The 13,959-nt window shown below is 66.3% G+C and carries 15 protein-coding genes; 9 read left to right on the top strand and 6 right to left on the bottom strand.

The features are described from left to right. Window positions 1-55 precede the first annotated feature (55 nt). Together JIP62_RS10995 and JIP62_RS10990 are read right to left on the bottom strand one after the other, a co-directional pair. Window positions 56-1,504 carry a sensor histidine kinase gene (locus tag JIP62_RS10995; RefSeq protein WP_201102226.1) on the bottom strand — a complete coding sequence of 483 codons (1,449 nt, stop codon included), beginning with the start codon at window positions 1,502-1,504 and terminating at the stop codon, window positions 56-58. Beyond that, window positions 1,501-2,220, bottom strand: coding sequence for a TVP38/TMEM64 family protein (locus JIP62_RS10990; protein ID WP_201102225.1), 720 nt, complete (start codon window positions 2,218-2,220; stop codon window positions 1,501-1,503). The genes JIP62_RS10995 and JIP62_RS10990 overlap by 4 nt, the downstream gene beginning before the upstream one ends. 159 nt (window positions 2,221-2,379) lie before the next feature. Here JIP62_RS10990 and rpmH point away from each other — a divergent pair, with 159 nt between their 5' ends. The 4 genes from rpmH (at window position 2,380) to yihA (ending at window position 5,537) form a co-directional block, all read left to right on the top strand. After that, complete coding sequence (rpmH, locus tag JIP62_RS10985) at window positions 2,380-2,514, top strand: 50S ribosomal protein L34 (RefSeq protein WP_003164000.1); 135 nt, start codon at window positions 2,380-2,382, stop codon at window positions 2,512-2,514. Between the two features lie 145 nt (window positions 2,515-2,659). After that, window positions 2,660-3,070 carry a ribonuclease P protein component gene (gene rnpA, locus JIP62_RS10980; protein WP_201102224.1) on the top strand — a complete coding sequence of 137 codons (411 nt, stop codon included), beginning with the start codon at window positions 2,660-2,662 and terminating at the stop codon, window positions 3,068-3,070. After that, complete coding sequence (gene yidC, locus JIP62_RS10975) at window positions 3,067-4,893, top strand: membrane protein insertase YidC (protein WP_201102223.1); 1,827 nt, start codon at window positions 3,067-3,069, stop codon at window positions 4,891-4,893. Before rnpA ends, yidC begins: the two co-directional genes overlap by 4 nt. Further along, the gene (yihA, locus tag JIP62_RS10970; protein ID WP_201102222.1) at window positions 4,890-5,537 is read left to right on the top strand and encodes a ribosome biogenesis GTP-binding protein YihA/YsxC; all 648 of its coding nucleotides are present in this window, start codon (window positions 4,890-4,892) and stop codon (window positions 5,535-5,537) included. The genes yidC and yihA overlap by 4 nt, the downstream gene beginning before the upstream one ends. Here the strand turns inward: yihA and JIP62_RS10965 are convergent. From JIP62_RS10965 to phyR, 3 genes are all read right to left on the bottom strand, one after another. Next, window positions 5,528-6,331: a Rossmann-fold NAD(P)-binding domain-containing protein gene (locus JIP62_RS10965; protein ID WP_230974738.1), complete on the bottom strand. Its 804-nt coding sequence runs from the start codon at window positions 6,329-6,331 to the stop codon at window positions 5,528-5,530. The two genes, yihA and JIP62_RS10965, sit on opposite strands and share 10 nt — an antisense overlap. An 80-nt stretch (window positions 6,332-6,411) precedes the next feature. Then, window positions 6,412-7,647, bottom strand: a complete 1,236-nt coding sequence (locus JIP62_RS10960; protein ID WP_201102221.1) for an NAD-dependent epimerase/dehydratase family protein — start codon at window positions 7,645-7,647, stop codon at window positions 6,412-6,414. A 100-nt stretch (window positions 7,648-7,747) separates the two neighbouring features. Beyond that, complete coding sequence (phyR, locus tag JIP62_RS10955) at window positions 7,748-8,542, bottom strand: anti-anti sigma factor/receiver protein PhyR (RefSeq protein WP_201102220.1); 795 nt, start codon at window positions 8,540-8,542, stop codon at window positions 7,748-7,750. Window positions 8,543-8,737: 195 nt separating this feature from the next. Between phyR and nepR the strand changes: the two genes are divergently transcribed. The 5 genes from nepR to JIP62_RS10930 all read left to right on the top strand — a co-directional run bounded on the left by nepR (window position 8,738) and on the right by JIP62_RS10930 (window position 13,343). Continuing rightward, window positions 8,738-8,941 (top strand): anti-sigma T factor NepR, encoded by a 204-nt coding sequence (gene nepR, locus JIP62_RS10950; RefSeq protein ID WP_201102219.1) that lies wholly within the window; start codon window positions 8,738-8,740, stop codon window positions 8,939-8,941. Beyond that, window positions 8,938-9,540, top strand: a complete 603-nt coding sequence (locus tag JIP62_RS10945; protein ID WP_201102218.1) for a sigma-70 family RNA polymerase sigma factor — start codon at window positions 8,938-8,940, stop codon at window positions 9,538-9,540. Before nepR ends, JIP62_RS10945 begins: the two co-directional genes overlap by 4 nt. Before the next feature lie 73 nt (window positions 9,541-9,613). Beyond that, entirely contained in the window at window positions 9,614-11,317 is a 1,704-nt protein-coding gene (gene phyK / locus JIP62_RS10940; RefSeq protein ID WP_201104718.1) for a sensor histidine kinase PhyK, read from the top strand. Between the two features lie 64 nt (window positions 11,318-11,381). After that, window positions 11,382-11,519: an entericidin A/B family lipoprotein gene (locus tag JIP62_RS10935; RefSeq protein ID WP_201102217.1), complete on the top strand. Its 138-nt coding sequence runs from the start codon at window positions 11,382-11,384 to the stop codon at window positions 11,517-11,519. A gap of 153 nt (window positions 11,520-11,672) precedes the next feature. Beyond that, complete coding sequence (locus tag JIP62_RS10930) at window positions 11,673-13,343, top strand: MFS transporter (protein ID WP_201102216.1); 1,671 nt, start codon at window positions 11,673-11,675, stop codon at window positions 13,341-13,343. On the opposite strand, the gene JIP62_RS10925 is transcribed toward JIP62_RS10930, so the two are convergent. Further along, a complete protein-coding gene (locus tag JIP62_RS10925) occupies window positions 13,344-13,955 on the bottom strand; it encodes a DUF1190 domain-containing protein (RefSeq protein WP_201102215.1) in 612 nt (203 codons plus the stop codon). Window positions 13,956-13,959: the final 4 nt, after the last annotated feature.

Genomic DNA, 13,959 nt, shown 5'->3' with positions numbered 1-13,959 from the left:
CCTCGGTACACGGTCAAGCTCGGCTTGAAACGGGGCCGTTGCGTGGCAAGGCGCTTCACAGCGGCAGGCGCAGTTCGAACGTGGTTCCGCGCGGTCCGGTTTCAACCAGACGCAGTTCACCGCCATGGGCCACAGCCAGCTCGCGTGAAATGGTCAGCCCCAGGCCGGTCCCGTCAGAGGCCGCCCCGCTGACGAACGGGTCGAACAGGCGGCTGGACAGGCGCTCGGGAATGCCTGGCCCGTCGTCGGCGATCTGAACCCGCACCCATCCCGGCTCGGTGCTCGCCGAAATCCGCACGGTCCCGACACCCCGACGACGTCCGTTGCGCAGAGGATCGGTCTCGATCGCCTGACGGGCATTGCGCATCAGATTGACCAGGATGCGATGCAGATGATCCGGGTCCGCCTGGACCATCAGACGGGCCGGAATGGCCCGGGCCAGACGCACCCCGTCGCCTTCCAGCCCTGCGTCCTCGGCAGCCGCGATGGCGGCCCGGCTGAGCGAAACCTTCTGCACCTGAGGGGCTGGTTCCTCGCTCTTGCCATAGTCGAGCACATTGCGCGTCAGGGCAGCGGCACGGCCCAGCGCCCGCTCCAGCCGGGGCAGAGCCTTGGCCACATGGGGGTCTGCCGACACCGCCAGGCGATCCGACGCGATCTGGGCCGAGGTCAGCATGTTGCGCAGGTCGTGATTGATCTTGGCCACCGCCTCGCCCAGCGTGGCCAGCCGCGCACGGCTGCGCAGGGAATCGCGGACTTCCTGCTGCATGCGGACCAGTTCGCGCTCGACGCGGCCGATTTCGTCCCGGCGGGCGCTGGGCGGCTCAGGCTGCGATTCCGGATCGTCGGCGAACCGCTCGATCGAGCGGGTGACCCGGCTGAGCGGCCGAAGCACAAGATAGGCCAGGGCCGCATACAGCAGTCCCCCCGCCACCGCCGAGATCAGCAAGGACATCAGAAGGCTGTTCAGCAGGAAGGCGCGCAGTTCCTGTTTCAGCGGCTCGGCCGGGGCCAGGATCTCGATGAAATCGCCGGACCGATAGCGCGGCCGCGCCTGGACCCGCACCGAACGGTCGGGGTGGCCCGCCAGGGTCCGCCAGGGATCCGCCAGACGGGCCCAGACGCCGCGATCGCGCAGATCGATCAGATCGGGCGCACGCGGCAGGTTGGGGGCCTGCAGCAGCAGGCGGCGCACGCCCTGTTCGCCGACGACCACGGCCTGAACGCCGCCGATGGTCAGCAGCTGTTCGGCCGTCTCATCCTCCACCATGGAATAGGGCAGAGCCTCGACCCCCACCGAGGCCAGTTCGGCGGCCTGCAGTCGGTCCAGCAGCCAGCGCTCGTGAAACGACGCCGCGCTCGGCGCAATGATCAGGGCCTCGACTGCCAGGGTGAAGGCCGCCGTCAGGATCAGCAACTGGCCCGAAAGGCCATCGAACGACGGGCGATGCAGCCGCCGCAGGATCGCGTCTCGAGCCCGCAGATGTAGAGGCACTTCCGTCATGCCGGGCGCTTCTGAAAGGCGGCCTGGGCCCGCTTCAGGACGAGGGGCAGAACGACCGCCAGCACAAAGACGCCCAGCATCGGAGCCCAGAACTGGTTGAACAGGGCCTGGAAATCCGGATCCGGGTCGCTGACCAGCAACTGGTTCAGCCGCGCCCCGATCCAGCAATAGATGATATGGGCCGGCAAAAGGCCGATCACCGTCGCGGTGGTATAGGGGACCAGGCGCACCGCCATCAGGCCCGCCGCGACATTGATCATGTGGAACGGCACCACCACGGCCAGACGCGAGGCCAGGACATACCAGAAGGTGTCGCGGTCGATGGCGTCGCAGACCTTCTGCATCAACCCGGCCTTGGCCTGGGCCTGTTCCCGCAGCGATCGCCCCAGGGCCGTGCGCGCCACCCAATAGATGGCCAAGGCGCCCAGGGTCGCCGCGATTGCGGTCGACACCCCACCGACCCAGGGCCCGAAGAGATAGCCGGCCGTAATCGTGATGAAGAAGACGCCCGGCACGACGCTGGCCGTCATCGCCGCGAACAATGCCATGAGCAGCAGCAGGCTGAGCAGATAGTTGGCGGCCGTGAAGTCGCGGAAGCCCTGGCCATGGTCGCGGATCGTGTCCAACGACAGATATTGGTTCCAGCCCATGCCAAACACCAAGGCGATCACCGCCGCCAGAACGATCAGGGGCGCGAAACGCCGGACCTTATCCATCTTCACTCCACCCTGCCCGGATGGCATCCGGGTTACGCCTTGGTCGATCTGGACGAAGTCGGCGTTGACACCCACCTTCTGCCGCCTTATACGCCCGCCCTCCTGCGCTGGACGCCTTCATGTCCGGTGCTTCCTGTATTCAGCTTTGAGGAGCCGACCGTGAAGCGGACCTATCAGCCGTCGCGACTCGTGCGCAAGCGCCGTCACGGCTTCCGTTCGCGGATGGCCACCAAGAACGGACAGAAGATCGTTGCGCGTCGTCGCGCCAAGGGCCGCAAACGCCTGACGGCGTAAGGCGGACATCGCCTTCTTCATTCCTCTCCCGTCGGGAGAGGAAGACCGCGCTGTGCGTGGTGGAGGGGGCCGGACGCGAAGTGCCTGTCTGGGGTTGGCCCCTCCACCGCTTCGCGGTCCCCTTCCCCCAAGGGGGGAGGAACAGATGAGTGAACCTTTCGAAATTCGTCGCCTGACCTCGCGGCCCCAGTTTCTGGCGGCCGCGAAAGGCGTTTCTCAGGCCCGCGGGGCCGTCGTGGTTCAGCAACTGCATCGGGCCGATGCAGAAGCCGCGGTCGGCGTCGGTTTCACCGCCACCCGCAAGATCGGCGGTGCCGTCATTCGCAACCGCGCCAAGCGACGACTGCGCGAGGCAGCCAGGGCGCTTCTGCCCCTGCACGGCTGCCCCGGCTGCGACTATGTGTTCATCGCCCGCATGGGCACGGCGGACCGTCCGTGGGACCGTTTGCTTGACGATGTGAAATCGGCGCTTACAAGGCTGGCGACGCCCCGGCCCGCGCTCCGCGACGCGCCCTCTGACAGTGCCGCTCCCGGCCAGGACCCTGGACCTCCATGAAAAGCGAGAACAGCCGGAACACGATCATCTTCATCGTGATCACGGTCATCTTCCTGTTCGCCTATCAGGCGTTCGTGCTGCAGCCCCAGGCCGATGCCCGCCGGGCCGCCCAGTTGGCTGCTGCGGAAAAGTCAGCCCCGGTACCCGGCCAGGTCGGCACGGCCGCCGATGCCTCGGGCGCGCCCACCGTCTTCATCACCGATCGTCGCCAGGCCCTGGGCACCGCCAAGCGCGTGCCGATCCAGACGCCGACCCTGCGCGGATCGCTGTCGCTGGTCGGCAGCCGGATCGACGACCTGTTCCTGACCGAATACGATCAGACTCTGGCCGAGGGCTCGCCCCCGGTTGAACTGTTCCGACCCCAGGGCATGAACCATGCCTATTTCGCCCAGTTCGGCTGGATCGGAGCCAATGTCGCCGGCGGCGTCCCCGGGCCGAATACGCCCTGGCAGTTGACGGCCGGTTCGGTGCTGACGCCGACCACGCCGGTCACCCTGACCTGGGACAATGGACAGGGCCTGCGCTTCACGCGAGTTGTCGCGGTCGACGACCGCTATGTCTTCACCGTCACCGATACGGTCGCCAACCTGGGCACCCAGGCGATCACCCTGCGCCCCTATGGCCGGGTCGAGCGTCAGGGCATCCCTTCGGACCTGGGCAAGCAGCCGATCCTGCACGAAGGCGCCATTGGCACCTTCTCCAAGGGCTCTGGCTTCTCGACCGAACAGGTCAAGTACAACGACTGGGTCAAGAAGGGCCGCGTCCAGCATGAGACGACCGGCGGCTGGTTGGGCATCACCGACAAATACTGGATGGCCGCGCTGATCCCGGACCAGGCCGAGACGGTGGGTGCCGAGTTCCGCGTTCGCGACGTCAACGGGCTGAACGTCCACGAAGCCAATCTGCAGGGCTCGGTCCGCACCGTCGCGCCGGGGGCCCAGATCGTGGAGACCCAGCGCCTGTTCGCCGGAGCCAAGCGCAACGAGGTTCTGGCCGATTACGAAAAGTCGCTGGACCTGCCGCGCTTCATCTATGCGATCGACTGGGGTTTCCTGTTCTTCCTGACGCGGCCGATCTTCCTGGTCGTGGACTTCTTCTTCGGCGTGTTCGGCAACTTCGGCCTGGCCATCCTGGCCCTGACCGTCGTGGTCAAGGTCATCATGTTCCCCCTGGCCAACAAGGCCTATGAGAGCCTGTCCAAGATGCGGAACCTCCAGCCCAAGATGGAGGAACTGAAGAAGAAATACGCCGACGACGCGCCTAAACAGCAGCAGGAGCTGATGGCCCTGTATCAGCGCGAGAAGATCAACCCTCTGGCCGGATGTATCCCGATCATCATCCAGATCCCGGTCTTCTATGCCCTGTACAAGGTGCTGTTCGTCACCATCGAGATGCGCCACGCGCCCTTCTTCGGCTGGATCCAGGACCTCAGCGTGCGCGATCCGTCCAACATCTGGACCCTGTTCGGCCTGATCCCGTGGGATCCGTCCACCGTGCCGCTGATCGGTGGGCTGATCTCGATCCACGGTGGCGGCGGCTTTACCCTGGCGCTCAGCGTCCTGGCCATCTTCTACGGTGCCACCATGTGGCTGCAGCAGGCGATGAACCCGCCCGCGCCCGATCCGGTCCAGCGCAAGATCTTCGCCTTCATGCCGCTGGTGTTCACCTTCATCATGGCGCCCTTTGCGGCAGGCCTGCTGGTCTATTGGTCGTGGAACAACATCCTGTCGATCCTGCAGCAGTATGTGATCATGCACCGCTTCAAGGCCGAGAACCCGATCGACCAGTTCATCGACAAATACATCAAGAAGACAGCCACTTGACCGACTTCACCGACGAAGAGATCGAGGCTGCACGGGTCCTGTTCTCGCGGCCTGCGACCTTCGTCATGGGCTGCGCCAAGATCGAGCAACTGCCCGATCCGGACCTGCCGGAAGTCGCTTTTGCCGGCCGGTCCAACGTCGGCAAGTCCAGCCTGATCAACGGCCTGGTCGGAATGCACAAGCTGGCGCGGGCCTCCAACGAGCCGGGCCGGACGCGAGAGGTCAACTTCTTCGACCTGGACGGGCGAATGCGGCTGGTCGACCTGCCGGGCTATGGCTGGGCCAAGGCCTCGCGCACGACGGTCAAGAAATTCCAGGACCTGGGCCGCGACTATCTGCGCGGTCGGGTGACGCTGAAGCGGGTCTATCTGCTGATCGACAGCCGCCATGGCCTGAAGGCGGTCGATACCGAGGCGCTGGACGCTCTGGATAAGGCCGCCGTCAGCTATCAGATCGTGCTGACCAAGGCCGACAAGCTGAAGGCCGGCGAGGCTGAGGCCGTCGCCGCAGCAACCCTGAAGGCCATCTCCAAGCGCCCGGCTGCGTTTCCAGAGGTGGCCGTGACCTCGGCCGAAAAGGGGGGCGGCCTGCCCGAGCTGCGGGCTGCGATCGCGCGCGCTACGGGCGCTGATCCCTATGCCTGACCGGCCGCCTGCTGCTCGGCCTCTGCGATAATCGCCTCGAGCCCCTCCCGCCAGGTCGGGTGGCGCGGTCGCCAGCCCAGTTCGGCCTTGGCCAAGGCATTCGAGACGCGTTTTGAATCACGGTAGAAGCGCCGCATCGATTCCGAGACCGACGGATCGGTCCAGTCCACCTGGGGCGGGGTCTCAAGCCCCAGACGTGCCGCGGCCCAGGCGGTGACCACGTCGGAAGGGGCAGGCTCGTCGTCGCAAAGATTATAGGCCGCGCCCGGTCGCGGCCGGGCCATCGAAGCGAACAGGCCGTCTACAGCGTCCTGGACATGGACCCGGTTGAAGATCTGGCCCGGCTTGACCACGATACGCGCCGTGCCCGCGCTCAGCCGGTCGACGATCGAGCGGCCCGGTCCATAGATGGCGGGCAGTCGGAAAATCTGCACCGTCAGCCCCATGCCCTGGCCTGCGTCCAGCCAGTCGCGCTCGGCCCGGACCCGGCGCGCACCTTCCAGGCTGGCGGCATTCAGGGCATCGCCTTCGAACGCCCAGCCGCCGTCACGATCGCCATAGACGGCTGTCGAAGAGACATAGCCGACCCAATCGGGATAGGTGCCGGTCGCGGCAATCGCCGGGATCAGAGCCCGCGCGCCCGGACAGCCGGGCCCCTCGGGCGGGGCTGTAATCAGAATACGGCCGCAGGTGGCGACGGCGTTCGACAGGGCCTCCTGGTCCGCCGGGTCGATCGCCTCCATCCCCGCCTGGATCAGGGATGCACGCCGCTGGGGATCGCGAGACGTCGCCATGGCTCGGCCGCCCGCCGCGATGACGGCGCGTCCGGCGGCCTGGCCCAGATATCCGCCGCCAAAGATCAGCAGTGACGCGGTCAGGCGCGCACCGCCGCAGGTTCAGGCCGGGCCGCCGAAGCGGCAGGAGCGTCGGCCGTGAGCGCTTCGGCTCGGCGGCTGTTCCAGCTGGAAACGCAGGGGATCTTGGTCATGTCGACCCGGTCGGCATAGCGGCGGGCGATGTCCGTCACCTCGTCCATCAGACCCTGCCGCAGGGTGATCGGCTTCAGGCCGAGGTCGCGGAACTGGTCATTGGCCACGACCAGATCGTTCTCGTCGGCTTCCTGACGGGGATTGGGCACCTGGGCGACCTCGGCCCCGGTCAGGTTAGCGATCATGGCGGCCAGGTCGCGGACCCGGTGGCTTTCGGTCATCTGGTTCAGGATCTTGACCCGCTCGCCGGCCTTGGGCGGGTTCTTCAGCGCCAGCTCGACGCAGCGGACCGTGTCCTGAATATGGATGAAGGCGCGGGTCTGGCCGCCAGAGCCGTGCACCGTCAGGGGATGGCCGACCGCCGCCTGCATCAGGAAGCGGTTCAGGACCGTGCCATAGTCGCCGTCATAGTCGAACCGGTTGATCAGCCGCTCGTCCTGGCGGGTCTCCTCGGTCTGGGTGCCCCAGACGATCCCCTGGTGCAGGTCGGTGATCCGCAGATTGTCATTGCGGGCATAGAACTGGAACAGCAGGGCGTCCTGGGTCTTGGTCATGTGATAGATGGACCCCGGATTGGGCGGGAACAGGATTTCCTGTTCGGTCGGCCCGTGGTCCGTTTCCACCGTGACCTTCAGATAGCCCTCCGGGATGCGAAGACCCGCTGTCGCATAGCCATAGACCCCCATGGTGCCGAGGTGCGCCAGATGCACGTCCTGGCCGCTCTCGACGATAGCCGCCAGGAGGTGGTTGGTCGCATTCAGATTATTGTCGACGGTATAGAGTTTGTGCCGCGCCGACTTCATCGAATAGGGGGCCGCGCGCTGTTCGGCGAAATGCACCACGCTGTCGGGGCGGACATCACGGATCAGAGCCACCAGACGGTCGAACTCCTTGCCCACCGTCATGTTGACGAAGTCGATCTTGCGCCCGCTGATGGCCTGCCAGGCGGCGATGCGCTCGCCCATGGTGCGGATGGGCGTCAGGGAACGCACTTCCAGTTCGTTGTCGATGTTCCGGCGTGACAGATTGTCGACCACGGTGACGTCCCAGCCCCGCGCCGACAAGTGCAGGGCCGTGGGCCAGCCACAGAATCCGTCACCACCCAGAATCAAGACACGCATCTAAACCCTCGCACTTTCTTGATCCCTGCCTAGCCCATGAGGCGACGAGGGGCAAAGCGTGCGGGACGGAGGGGAAGATCCTTCCCCTCCGGCACTGACCTCAGGCGGCCTGCTTCTGGCGCGTGGGGTGGAAGAACAAGGCCTGGCTGATCGCCGCCTTGACCGTTTCCGGCTGGAACGGCTTGGTGATCAGGAACGTCGGCTCGGGCCGTTCGCCGGTCAGCAGACGCTCGGGGAAGGCCGTGATGAAGATGACCGGAACGTCGAAGCGTTTCAGGATGTCCTTGACCGCATCGATGCCCGAGGAACCGTCGGCCAGCTGAATGTCGGCCAGAACCAGACCCGGACGGTGACGGGCCACGGCGTCGACCGCTTCGTCGTGGGTGGTGGCGGTGGCGGTGACGTTGTGACCCAGTTCGCGCACCAGGCTTTCGATGTCCGCCGAGATGATGGCTTCGTCCTCGATGATCAGGACATCGGTGGCCAGTTCGGCGTCGATATCGGCCTGGGCTTCGCTGATCAGACGCTCGACGTCATGGGCGTCCGCGCCGAGAATCTGGGCGGCCTCCGATGGCGTGAACCCTTCGAGCGCCGTCAGCAGGAAAGCCTGGCGCGAACGGGGCGAGATCCGCATCAGGCGGCTGGCGGCATCATCTCCCGCTTCCAGGCCGCTGGCATCCTCCAGACGGGCACCGGTCGAGGACCAGATGGCATGGAACACGTGGTACAGGGCCACACGCGGCGTCATGTCCGAGGGCAGCTGACGTTCGCCGGCGGCCAGGGCTTCAAGCGCGACGCGGACATAGTTGTCGCCCGTGGTCTGATCGCCCGTGAGGGCACGAGCGTAACGGCGCACATAAGGCAGGTGCGGCGCGAGACGGGCGAGTAGGCTCATTTCAAAAAATCCCCGACAGGAAGCAACCCCTACCATGAGGCCGCCGTAGGCGCTGCAAACGTATCAAATCCGCAACGGTTCCGCTTGTCTGAAAATCTGGTCACATTAAAGCTGAGCCATGACGGAACCCCAGCACGCGGGTGACGTTCCCGGCGACCACCTACCCAGCAGCCAGCGGCGGCGATCGATCCCTTGATGATTGAAAACTCTGAACCCACCCGACGCAACTCGGCGGCCTCGGATAACGAAGCTGGCCTTGAAGAGGCGCGCCTGCGCCAACAGGCCATTGGCGTAAAGCTCCGCCACATGTTCGACGAGGTGGTTAACGAGCCGGTGCCGGACGAGTTCCTGGATATTCTGCGCCGTGCGGATGACCGCACCGGCAAGGGTGGCGCATGACCGGACCGGCCCCCAAGCCGCCCTCTGCGGACGACAATGCCTTCAAGGCGCAGCTGATCACCCTGATCCCGCATCTGCGCGCGTTCGCGCGGACCCTGACGGGGGACCCGACGGCTGCCGACGATCTGGCCCAGGACGCCATGATGAAGGCGTGGGATGCGCGGGCCAGCTATCAAATGGGCACGAACATGAAGGCCTGGACCTTCATGATCCTGCGCAACCAGTTCTATTCGGAAAAGCGCCGTTCGTGGCGGCAGTCGCAGCTCGATCAGGAAGCCGCCGAGCGGACCTTGGTCGCTGTGGACGATCCCGAGGCCCCCGTCGCACTGGACGAACTGCGCATGGCTTTGAACACCCTGCCCAAGGAACAGCGCGAAGCGCTTATCCTGGTCGGGGCCGGCGGCTTTGCCTACGAAGAGGCTGCCGACATCTGTCAGTGCGCGGTGGGCACGGTAAAGAGCCGCGTCAGCCGTGCCCGGCGCGCCTTGCTGGCCACGCTGGAACGCGGTGGCTACGCCCGCGACGGCAAGGCGGCCGGCGACGCCATGCGCTCCATCCTGGCCGATGCAGATCGCCTGAGCGGCACTCGGCAGGGCTGAGCGGGTGGTGCGTCTGGGACGGTCATTGGGCCGAGGGCTGGCCGCGCCACGGTTCCAGGGCATCCGCTTTCGCATGGGCATGGCCATGGCCGTCGCCCTGGCCCCCATACTGATCCTGAGCGCCGTCCAGACGGTGAACGACTTCCGGCGTCAGGCCGAAGATCGGCGCACCGACCTGACCCTGGCGGCCGAACGCAGCGCGGCAGCGGCCAAGAGCCGACTGGACGGGGCTGCTGTGCTTTTGCAGGCGCTGCGTCCCGAAACACTGGGCCCCTTCTGCGGGCCGCGCCTGACGGCTCTGGTCGACAGGCTCGACGGCTATTCCAGCCTGGTTCGCTACAGTGCCACGGGCACGGCCACCTGTGCCTCTGACCTCCGGCCCTCGGCCGCCGCCTGGCAGGCCCAGGCCGGGCGCGACCCCTGGTTTACCCGGCTGCGCCTGGGCGAACCGATGACGGTCGCCCGTGCTCCAGACGGCGCGACGGACGGCCCTGCCCTGATCGCGGCGATCCGTCTGGAGCGCCCTCTGGGGGCCTTTGACGGGTCCATGGCGGCGATCATCCCCCTCAGTGCCCTTCAACCTGACACGCGCGACCGGGCCTTGCCGGAGGGCTCCGAGGCGGCCCTGACCGATGCGGACGGCAACATCCTCATCGCCACAGACCCCCAGGCGTTCCAGGCCAGCCGGGGCGACAGCGTTGCCGGCTGGGTCGAGCGCGCGCGGGCCGGTTCCTCGGCCCAGTTCGAAGCTGTGGATGCGTCGGGTCACAGGCGCGTCTATGCCGGGGCGGCCCTGGCGGGACGCGATGTCTATGTCCTGCTGTCTGCGCCAGCGCCGGGCTGGTTGTCCTGGGCCCGCCTGAACCCGATCGGGACGCTTCTGCTGCCGCTGGGGGCCTGGCTGTTGGCCTTTGCGGCGGTGATGCTGGTGTCGGAGCGGATCGTGATCCGCTGGCTGGATTATCTGGAGCGGATCGCCGCCATCTATGCCCGGGGACGGTTTTCGGTGCGACCGGTTCAGGCGGTCAATGCCCCGTCCGAGATCCGGGTCCTGGCCCGCACCCTCGACGAGCTGGCCGAGGCGATCACGGCAAGGGACCGATCACTGACCGACTCGCTGGAGGAAAAAGACGCGCTGATGCGCGAGATCCACCACCGGGTGAAAAACAACCTTCAGATCATCTCGTCCCTGCTCAGCATGCAGCAGCGGGCCCTCAAGGATGCACCGGCCAAGGCGGCCCTGGGCGATACGCTCCAGAGGATCGCGGCCCTGGCCCTGATCTATCGCACCCTCTATCAGAGCGACGACATAAGGCACGCTGACGCCAAGGTCTTCCTGACCGAACTGGTCGGGCAGCTGGTGGCCGGCGAGGCCATGCGGGGGCCGGTCGTGACCAGTGCGGTCGATGCCGATTCCCTGCTGGTCGATCCCGACAAACTGGCACCGCTCGCCCTGTGGCTGGTGGAAGCGGTCGCCAATGCCCAGAAACACGCTTTTGCCGGGCGAGGGGGCGACCTCAAGGTCCGCTTCCGCGTCAATGGGACGACCAGTGTGCTGGAGGTCGAGGACAATGGCCCCGGGATGGATGAGGAAGCCCGCGCCGGCGTCGGCCGTACCCTGATGGGGGCCTTTGCCAAACAGTTGCGCGGCGAGGCCGATCTGACGCCGGCACCGGGAGGCGGAACCATCGCGCGGATGACCTTCGCCACGCCTGAAGCGACGCGCCCCCCCGGAGAAGTAGTTCCATACGGAACCGCGCCGCGCGCATCGCGTTGATCAGGCAGACGAGGACGACGGCCAAGGTTCTCGCCCGACCTGTTTCATTCACCGGAGCCTTCCCATGCGCAAGATTTTCGTTCTGATCGCGACCGCCGCCGCCCTGACCACCGCCGCCTGCAACACCGTCGCCGGCGTGGGTGAAGACGCTCAGGCCGCTGGCCAGGCTGTCGAGCAGTGCGCCGAAGGCCGCACCTGCTGATCTGAGATCAACGCACACTCGCGGTCGGTCTCCCCGACCTCGGCCGCGAGCCGGAACCCCGTCGACCGCAAGGTTGGCGGGGTTTTCGTTTGTCTATGGCCAAGCTAGCATCCGATCAGGCGCTCAGCAGAAGCACCAGGGTTGGGGAAACCAATGGCTGATATCGAAGGGTCGAGGGATCGCGAACAGGGCGAGCCCGGATTGCGAACCGTGGTCGGAGCCTCCGCAGCGGGCACGGCCTTCGAATGGTATGACTTCTTCATCTTCGGCTCGCTGACCACCGTCATCGCCCGGCATTTCTATGCCGATGTCGGCGAGGCGGCCTCCTACATCCTGGCATTGTTGACCTTTGGCGTCGGCTTCGTGGTGCGGCCCCTCGGCGCGCTGGTTTTCGGCTGGTTCGGCGACAAGACGGGACGCAAGACCACCTTTCTGGTGACCATCAGCCTGATGGGATTTGCCACGGTCGCCATCGGTCTGTTGCCCGACTATGACCAGATCGGCATCGTCGCTCCGATCCTGCTGATCCTGATGCGCATCCTTCAGGGCTTTGCCCTGGGCGGAGAATACGGCGGAGCCGCCATCTATGTCGCCGAACATTCCCCGCGGCCCAGGCGCGGCCTGCTGACCGGCTGGATTCAGACCACGGCGGCCCTGGGTCTGATCGGCGCGCTCAGCGTCATCCTGACGACGCGGGCCATTCTCGGAACCGAGGCCTTCGACGAGTGGGGCTGGCGCATCCCCTTCCTGCTGTCGCTGCTCCTGCTGATCGTGTCGCTGTGGATCAGGCTCAAGCTGAACGAGAGCCCGGCCTACAAGCGGATGGAGGCGGAGGGCGGGGCACGCCGGACCCCTTACCGCGAGGCCTTTGGCACCTGGAAGAACGGCAAATACGTGCTGATCGCCCTGTTCGGCATCATGATCGCCCAGGGCGCGGTCTGGTACTGCGGCTATTTCTATACCCGCTTCTTCATGGAGCGGGTTCTGAAAGTGGAGGTGTCGACCGTCGATCAGCTGGTGCTGGCGGTGACGGTCTGTTCGGCCTTCCTCTATGTCTTTTTCGGCTGGCTATCGGACAAGGTGGGACGAAAGCCGGTCATGCTGGGTGGGATGATCCTGGCCCTGATCGCCTTCTTCCCTGGTTTTCATGCCCTGACCCGGGCGGCCAATCCGGCCCTGGCCGAGGCCCAGGCCTCTTCGCCCGTGGTGGTGGTGGCCGATCCGGCGACCTGTGCCATCCAGTTTGATCCCGTGGGCAAGACCGCCTTCGCCAGTTCCTGCGACATCGCCAAGAATGTGCTGTCCAACGCCGGGGTCTCCTACGACAACCAGGCGGCTCCGACGGGCACGGTTGCCGTGGTTCGCATCGGCGCGGTGGAGGTGGCCTCGGTCGAGGGCGCGGGCCTGACGCCGGCCGCCCTGAAGGCTGCGCGCGCCGAAGTGGACGGCCGCATCAAGGCGGCCCTGGTCAGCGCCGGCTATCCGGACCGGGCCGATCCGGCGCGGATCAACTTGCCCGCCGTCTTCGGGATCATGATGATCTTCATCATCGCCGCCTGCGCCCTCTATGGACCTCAGGCCGCAGCCCTGGTCGAGCTGTTCCCGACCCGGGTGCGATATACGGCCATGAGCCTGCCCTACAACGTCGGCACCGGCTGGATCGGCGGTCTGCTGCCCGCAGCCAGCTTCGCCTTGGTGGCCTGGTCGGGGAACATCTATTTCGGCCTTTGGTATTCGGTCGGCTTCACCCTGCTGGCGGTGATCGTCAGCCTGATCTGCTTGCCCGAGACGCGGGGCCGCGACCTGGACACCATCGGCGACTGATCAGCCGCCGTAGCTGCGACCCCCGCCGCCGAACCCGCCACGAGAGACCACGGTGGTGCGGCTCTGCACCCGCGAAGGGGCCTGGCGGGCCGCCGGGGTATGGTCACGGGCGTCCGTGATGGTGCGACCGGTGCGATAGTCTCGCGCCAGATAGCCGCCGCCGTAACCGTTGGAATAACGGTTGTCGCGGTCGCGATACAGCGGGCCACCGCCGCGATAACCGCCGCCGTTCAGCAGCTGGCCGATGATGAAGCCCGTGGCCAGGGGACCGAAGAAGGAGCCATTGCCGCGTGGCTCGCACTGCGACGGACCCCATTGACCCTCGCACTCCTCGCGCGTGGCATAGCGGGGCGAGGTGGCTTCGGCCTGTTTCTGGGCCTCGGCATAGGCGGCGTCGCACTCGGCATCGGCGATGACGTCCTCGGCCTTGCACTCTGCCAGTGAGGTATAGGCCAGGGTCGGCTGCGGAGGGCCGGACGGCGCGGCGACTTGGGGCGAGTTGCAGGCCGACAGCGAAAACGCCGTGGTGGCCATCAGGCTGGTCACCTGAAGGGTGCGCGAGCGCTTCAGGCGGCGGAAGGTGGTGGTTTGGGGCAGAGTCTGATCAGTCATGATG

It is taken from the genome of Brevundimonas vitisensis, from assembly GCF_016656965.1.
Lineage (GTDB): Bacteria > Pseudomonadota > Alphaproteobacteria > Caulobacterales > Caulobacteraceae > Brevundimonas > Brevundimonas vitisensis.
This window is presented reverse-complemented; position numbering and strand designations above follow the sequence as displayed.

Excerpts from the sequence above, each read along its gene's own strand:
- JIP62_RS10945 (WP_201102218.1), top strand. The coding sequence starts at position 8,938 with ATGACCGGACCGGCCCCCAAGCCGCCCTCTGCGGACGACAATGCCTTC.
- phyK (WP_201104718.1), top strand. The coding sequence starts at position 9,614 with ATGGGCATGGCCATGGCCGTCGCCCTGGCCCCCATACTGATCCTGAGC.
- rnpA (WP_201102224.1), top strand. The coding sequence starts at position 2,660 with ATGAGTGAACCTTTCGAAATTCGTCGCCTGACCTCGCGGCCCCAGTTT.
- JIP62_RS10995 (WP_201102226.1), bottom strand. The coding sequence starts at position 1,504 with ATGACGGAAGTGCCTCTACATCTGCGGGCTCGAGACGCGATCCTGCGG.
- JIP62_RS10960 (WP_201102221.1), bottom strand. The coding sequence starts at position 7,647 with ATGCGTGTCTTGATTCTGGGTGGTGACGGATTCTGTGGCTGGCCCACG.
- JIP62_RS10935 (WP_201102217.1), top strand. The coding sequence starts at position 11,382 with ATGCGCAAGATTTTCGTTCTGATCGCGACCGCCGCCGCCCTGACCACC.
- JIP62_RS10930 (WP_201102216.1), top strand. The coding sequence starts at position 11,673 with ATGGCTGATATCGAAGGGTCGAGGGATCGCGAACAGGGCGAGCCCGGA.
- JIP62_RS10990 (WP_201102225.1), bottom strand. The coding sequence starts at position 2,220 with ATGGATAAGGTCCGGCGTTTCGCGCCCCTGATCGTTCTGGCGGCGGTG.
- nepR (WP_201102219.1), top strand. The coding sequence starts at position 8,738 with ATGATTGAAAACTCTGAACCCACCCGACGCAACTCGGCGGCCTCGGAT.
- yidC (WP_201102223.1), top strand. The coding sequence starts at position 3,067 with ATGAAAAGCGAGAACAGCCGGAACACGATCATCTTCATCGTGATCACG.
- phyR (WP_201102220.1), bottom strand. The coding sequence starts at position 8,542 with ATGAGCCTACTCGCCCGTCTCGCGCCGCACCTGCCTTATGTGCGCCGT.
- JIP62_RS10925 (WP_201102215.1), bottom strand. The coding sequence starts at position 13,955 with ATGACTGATCAGACTCTGCCCCAAACCACCACCTTCCGCCGCCTGAAG.
- JIP62_RS10965 (WP_230974738.1), bottom strand. The coding sequence starts at position 6,331 with ATGGCGACGTCTCGCGATCCCCAGCGGCGTGCATCCCTGATCCAGGCG.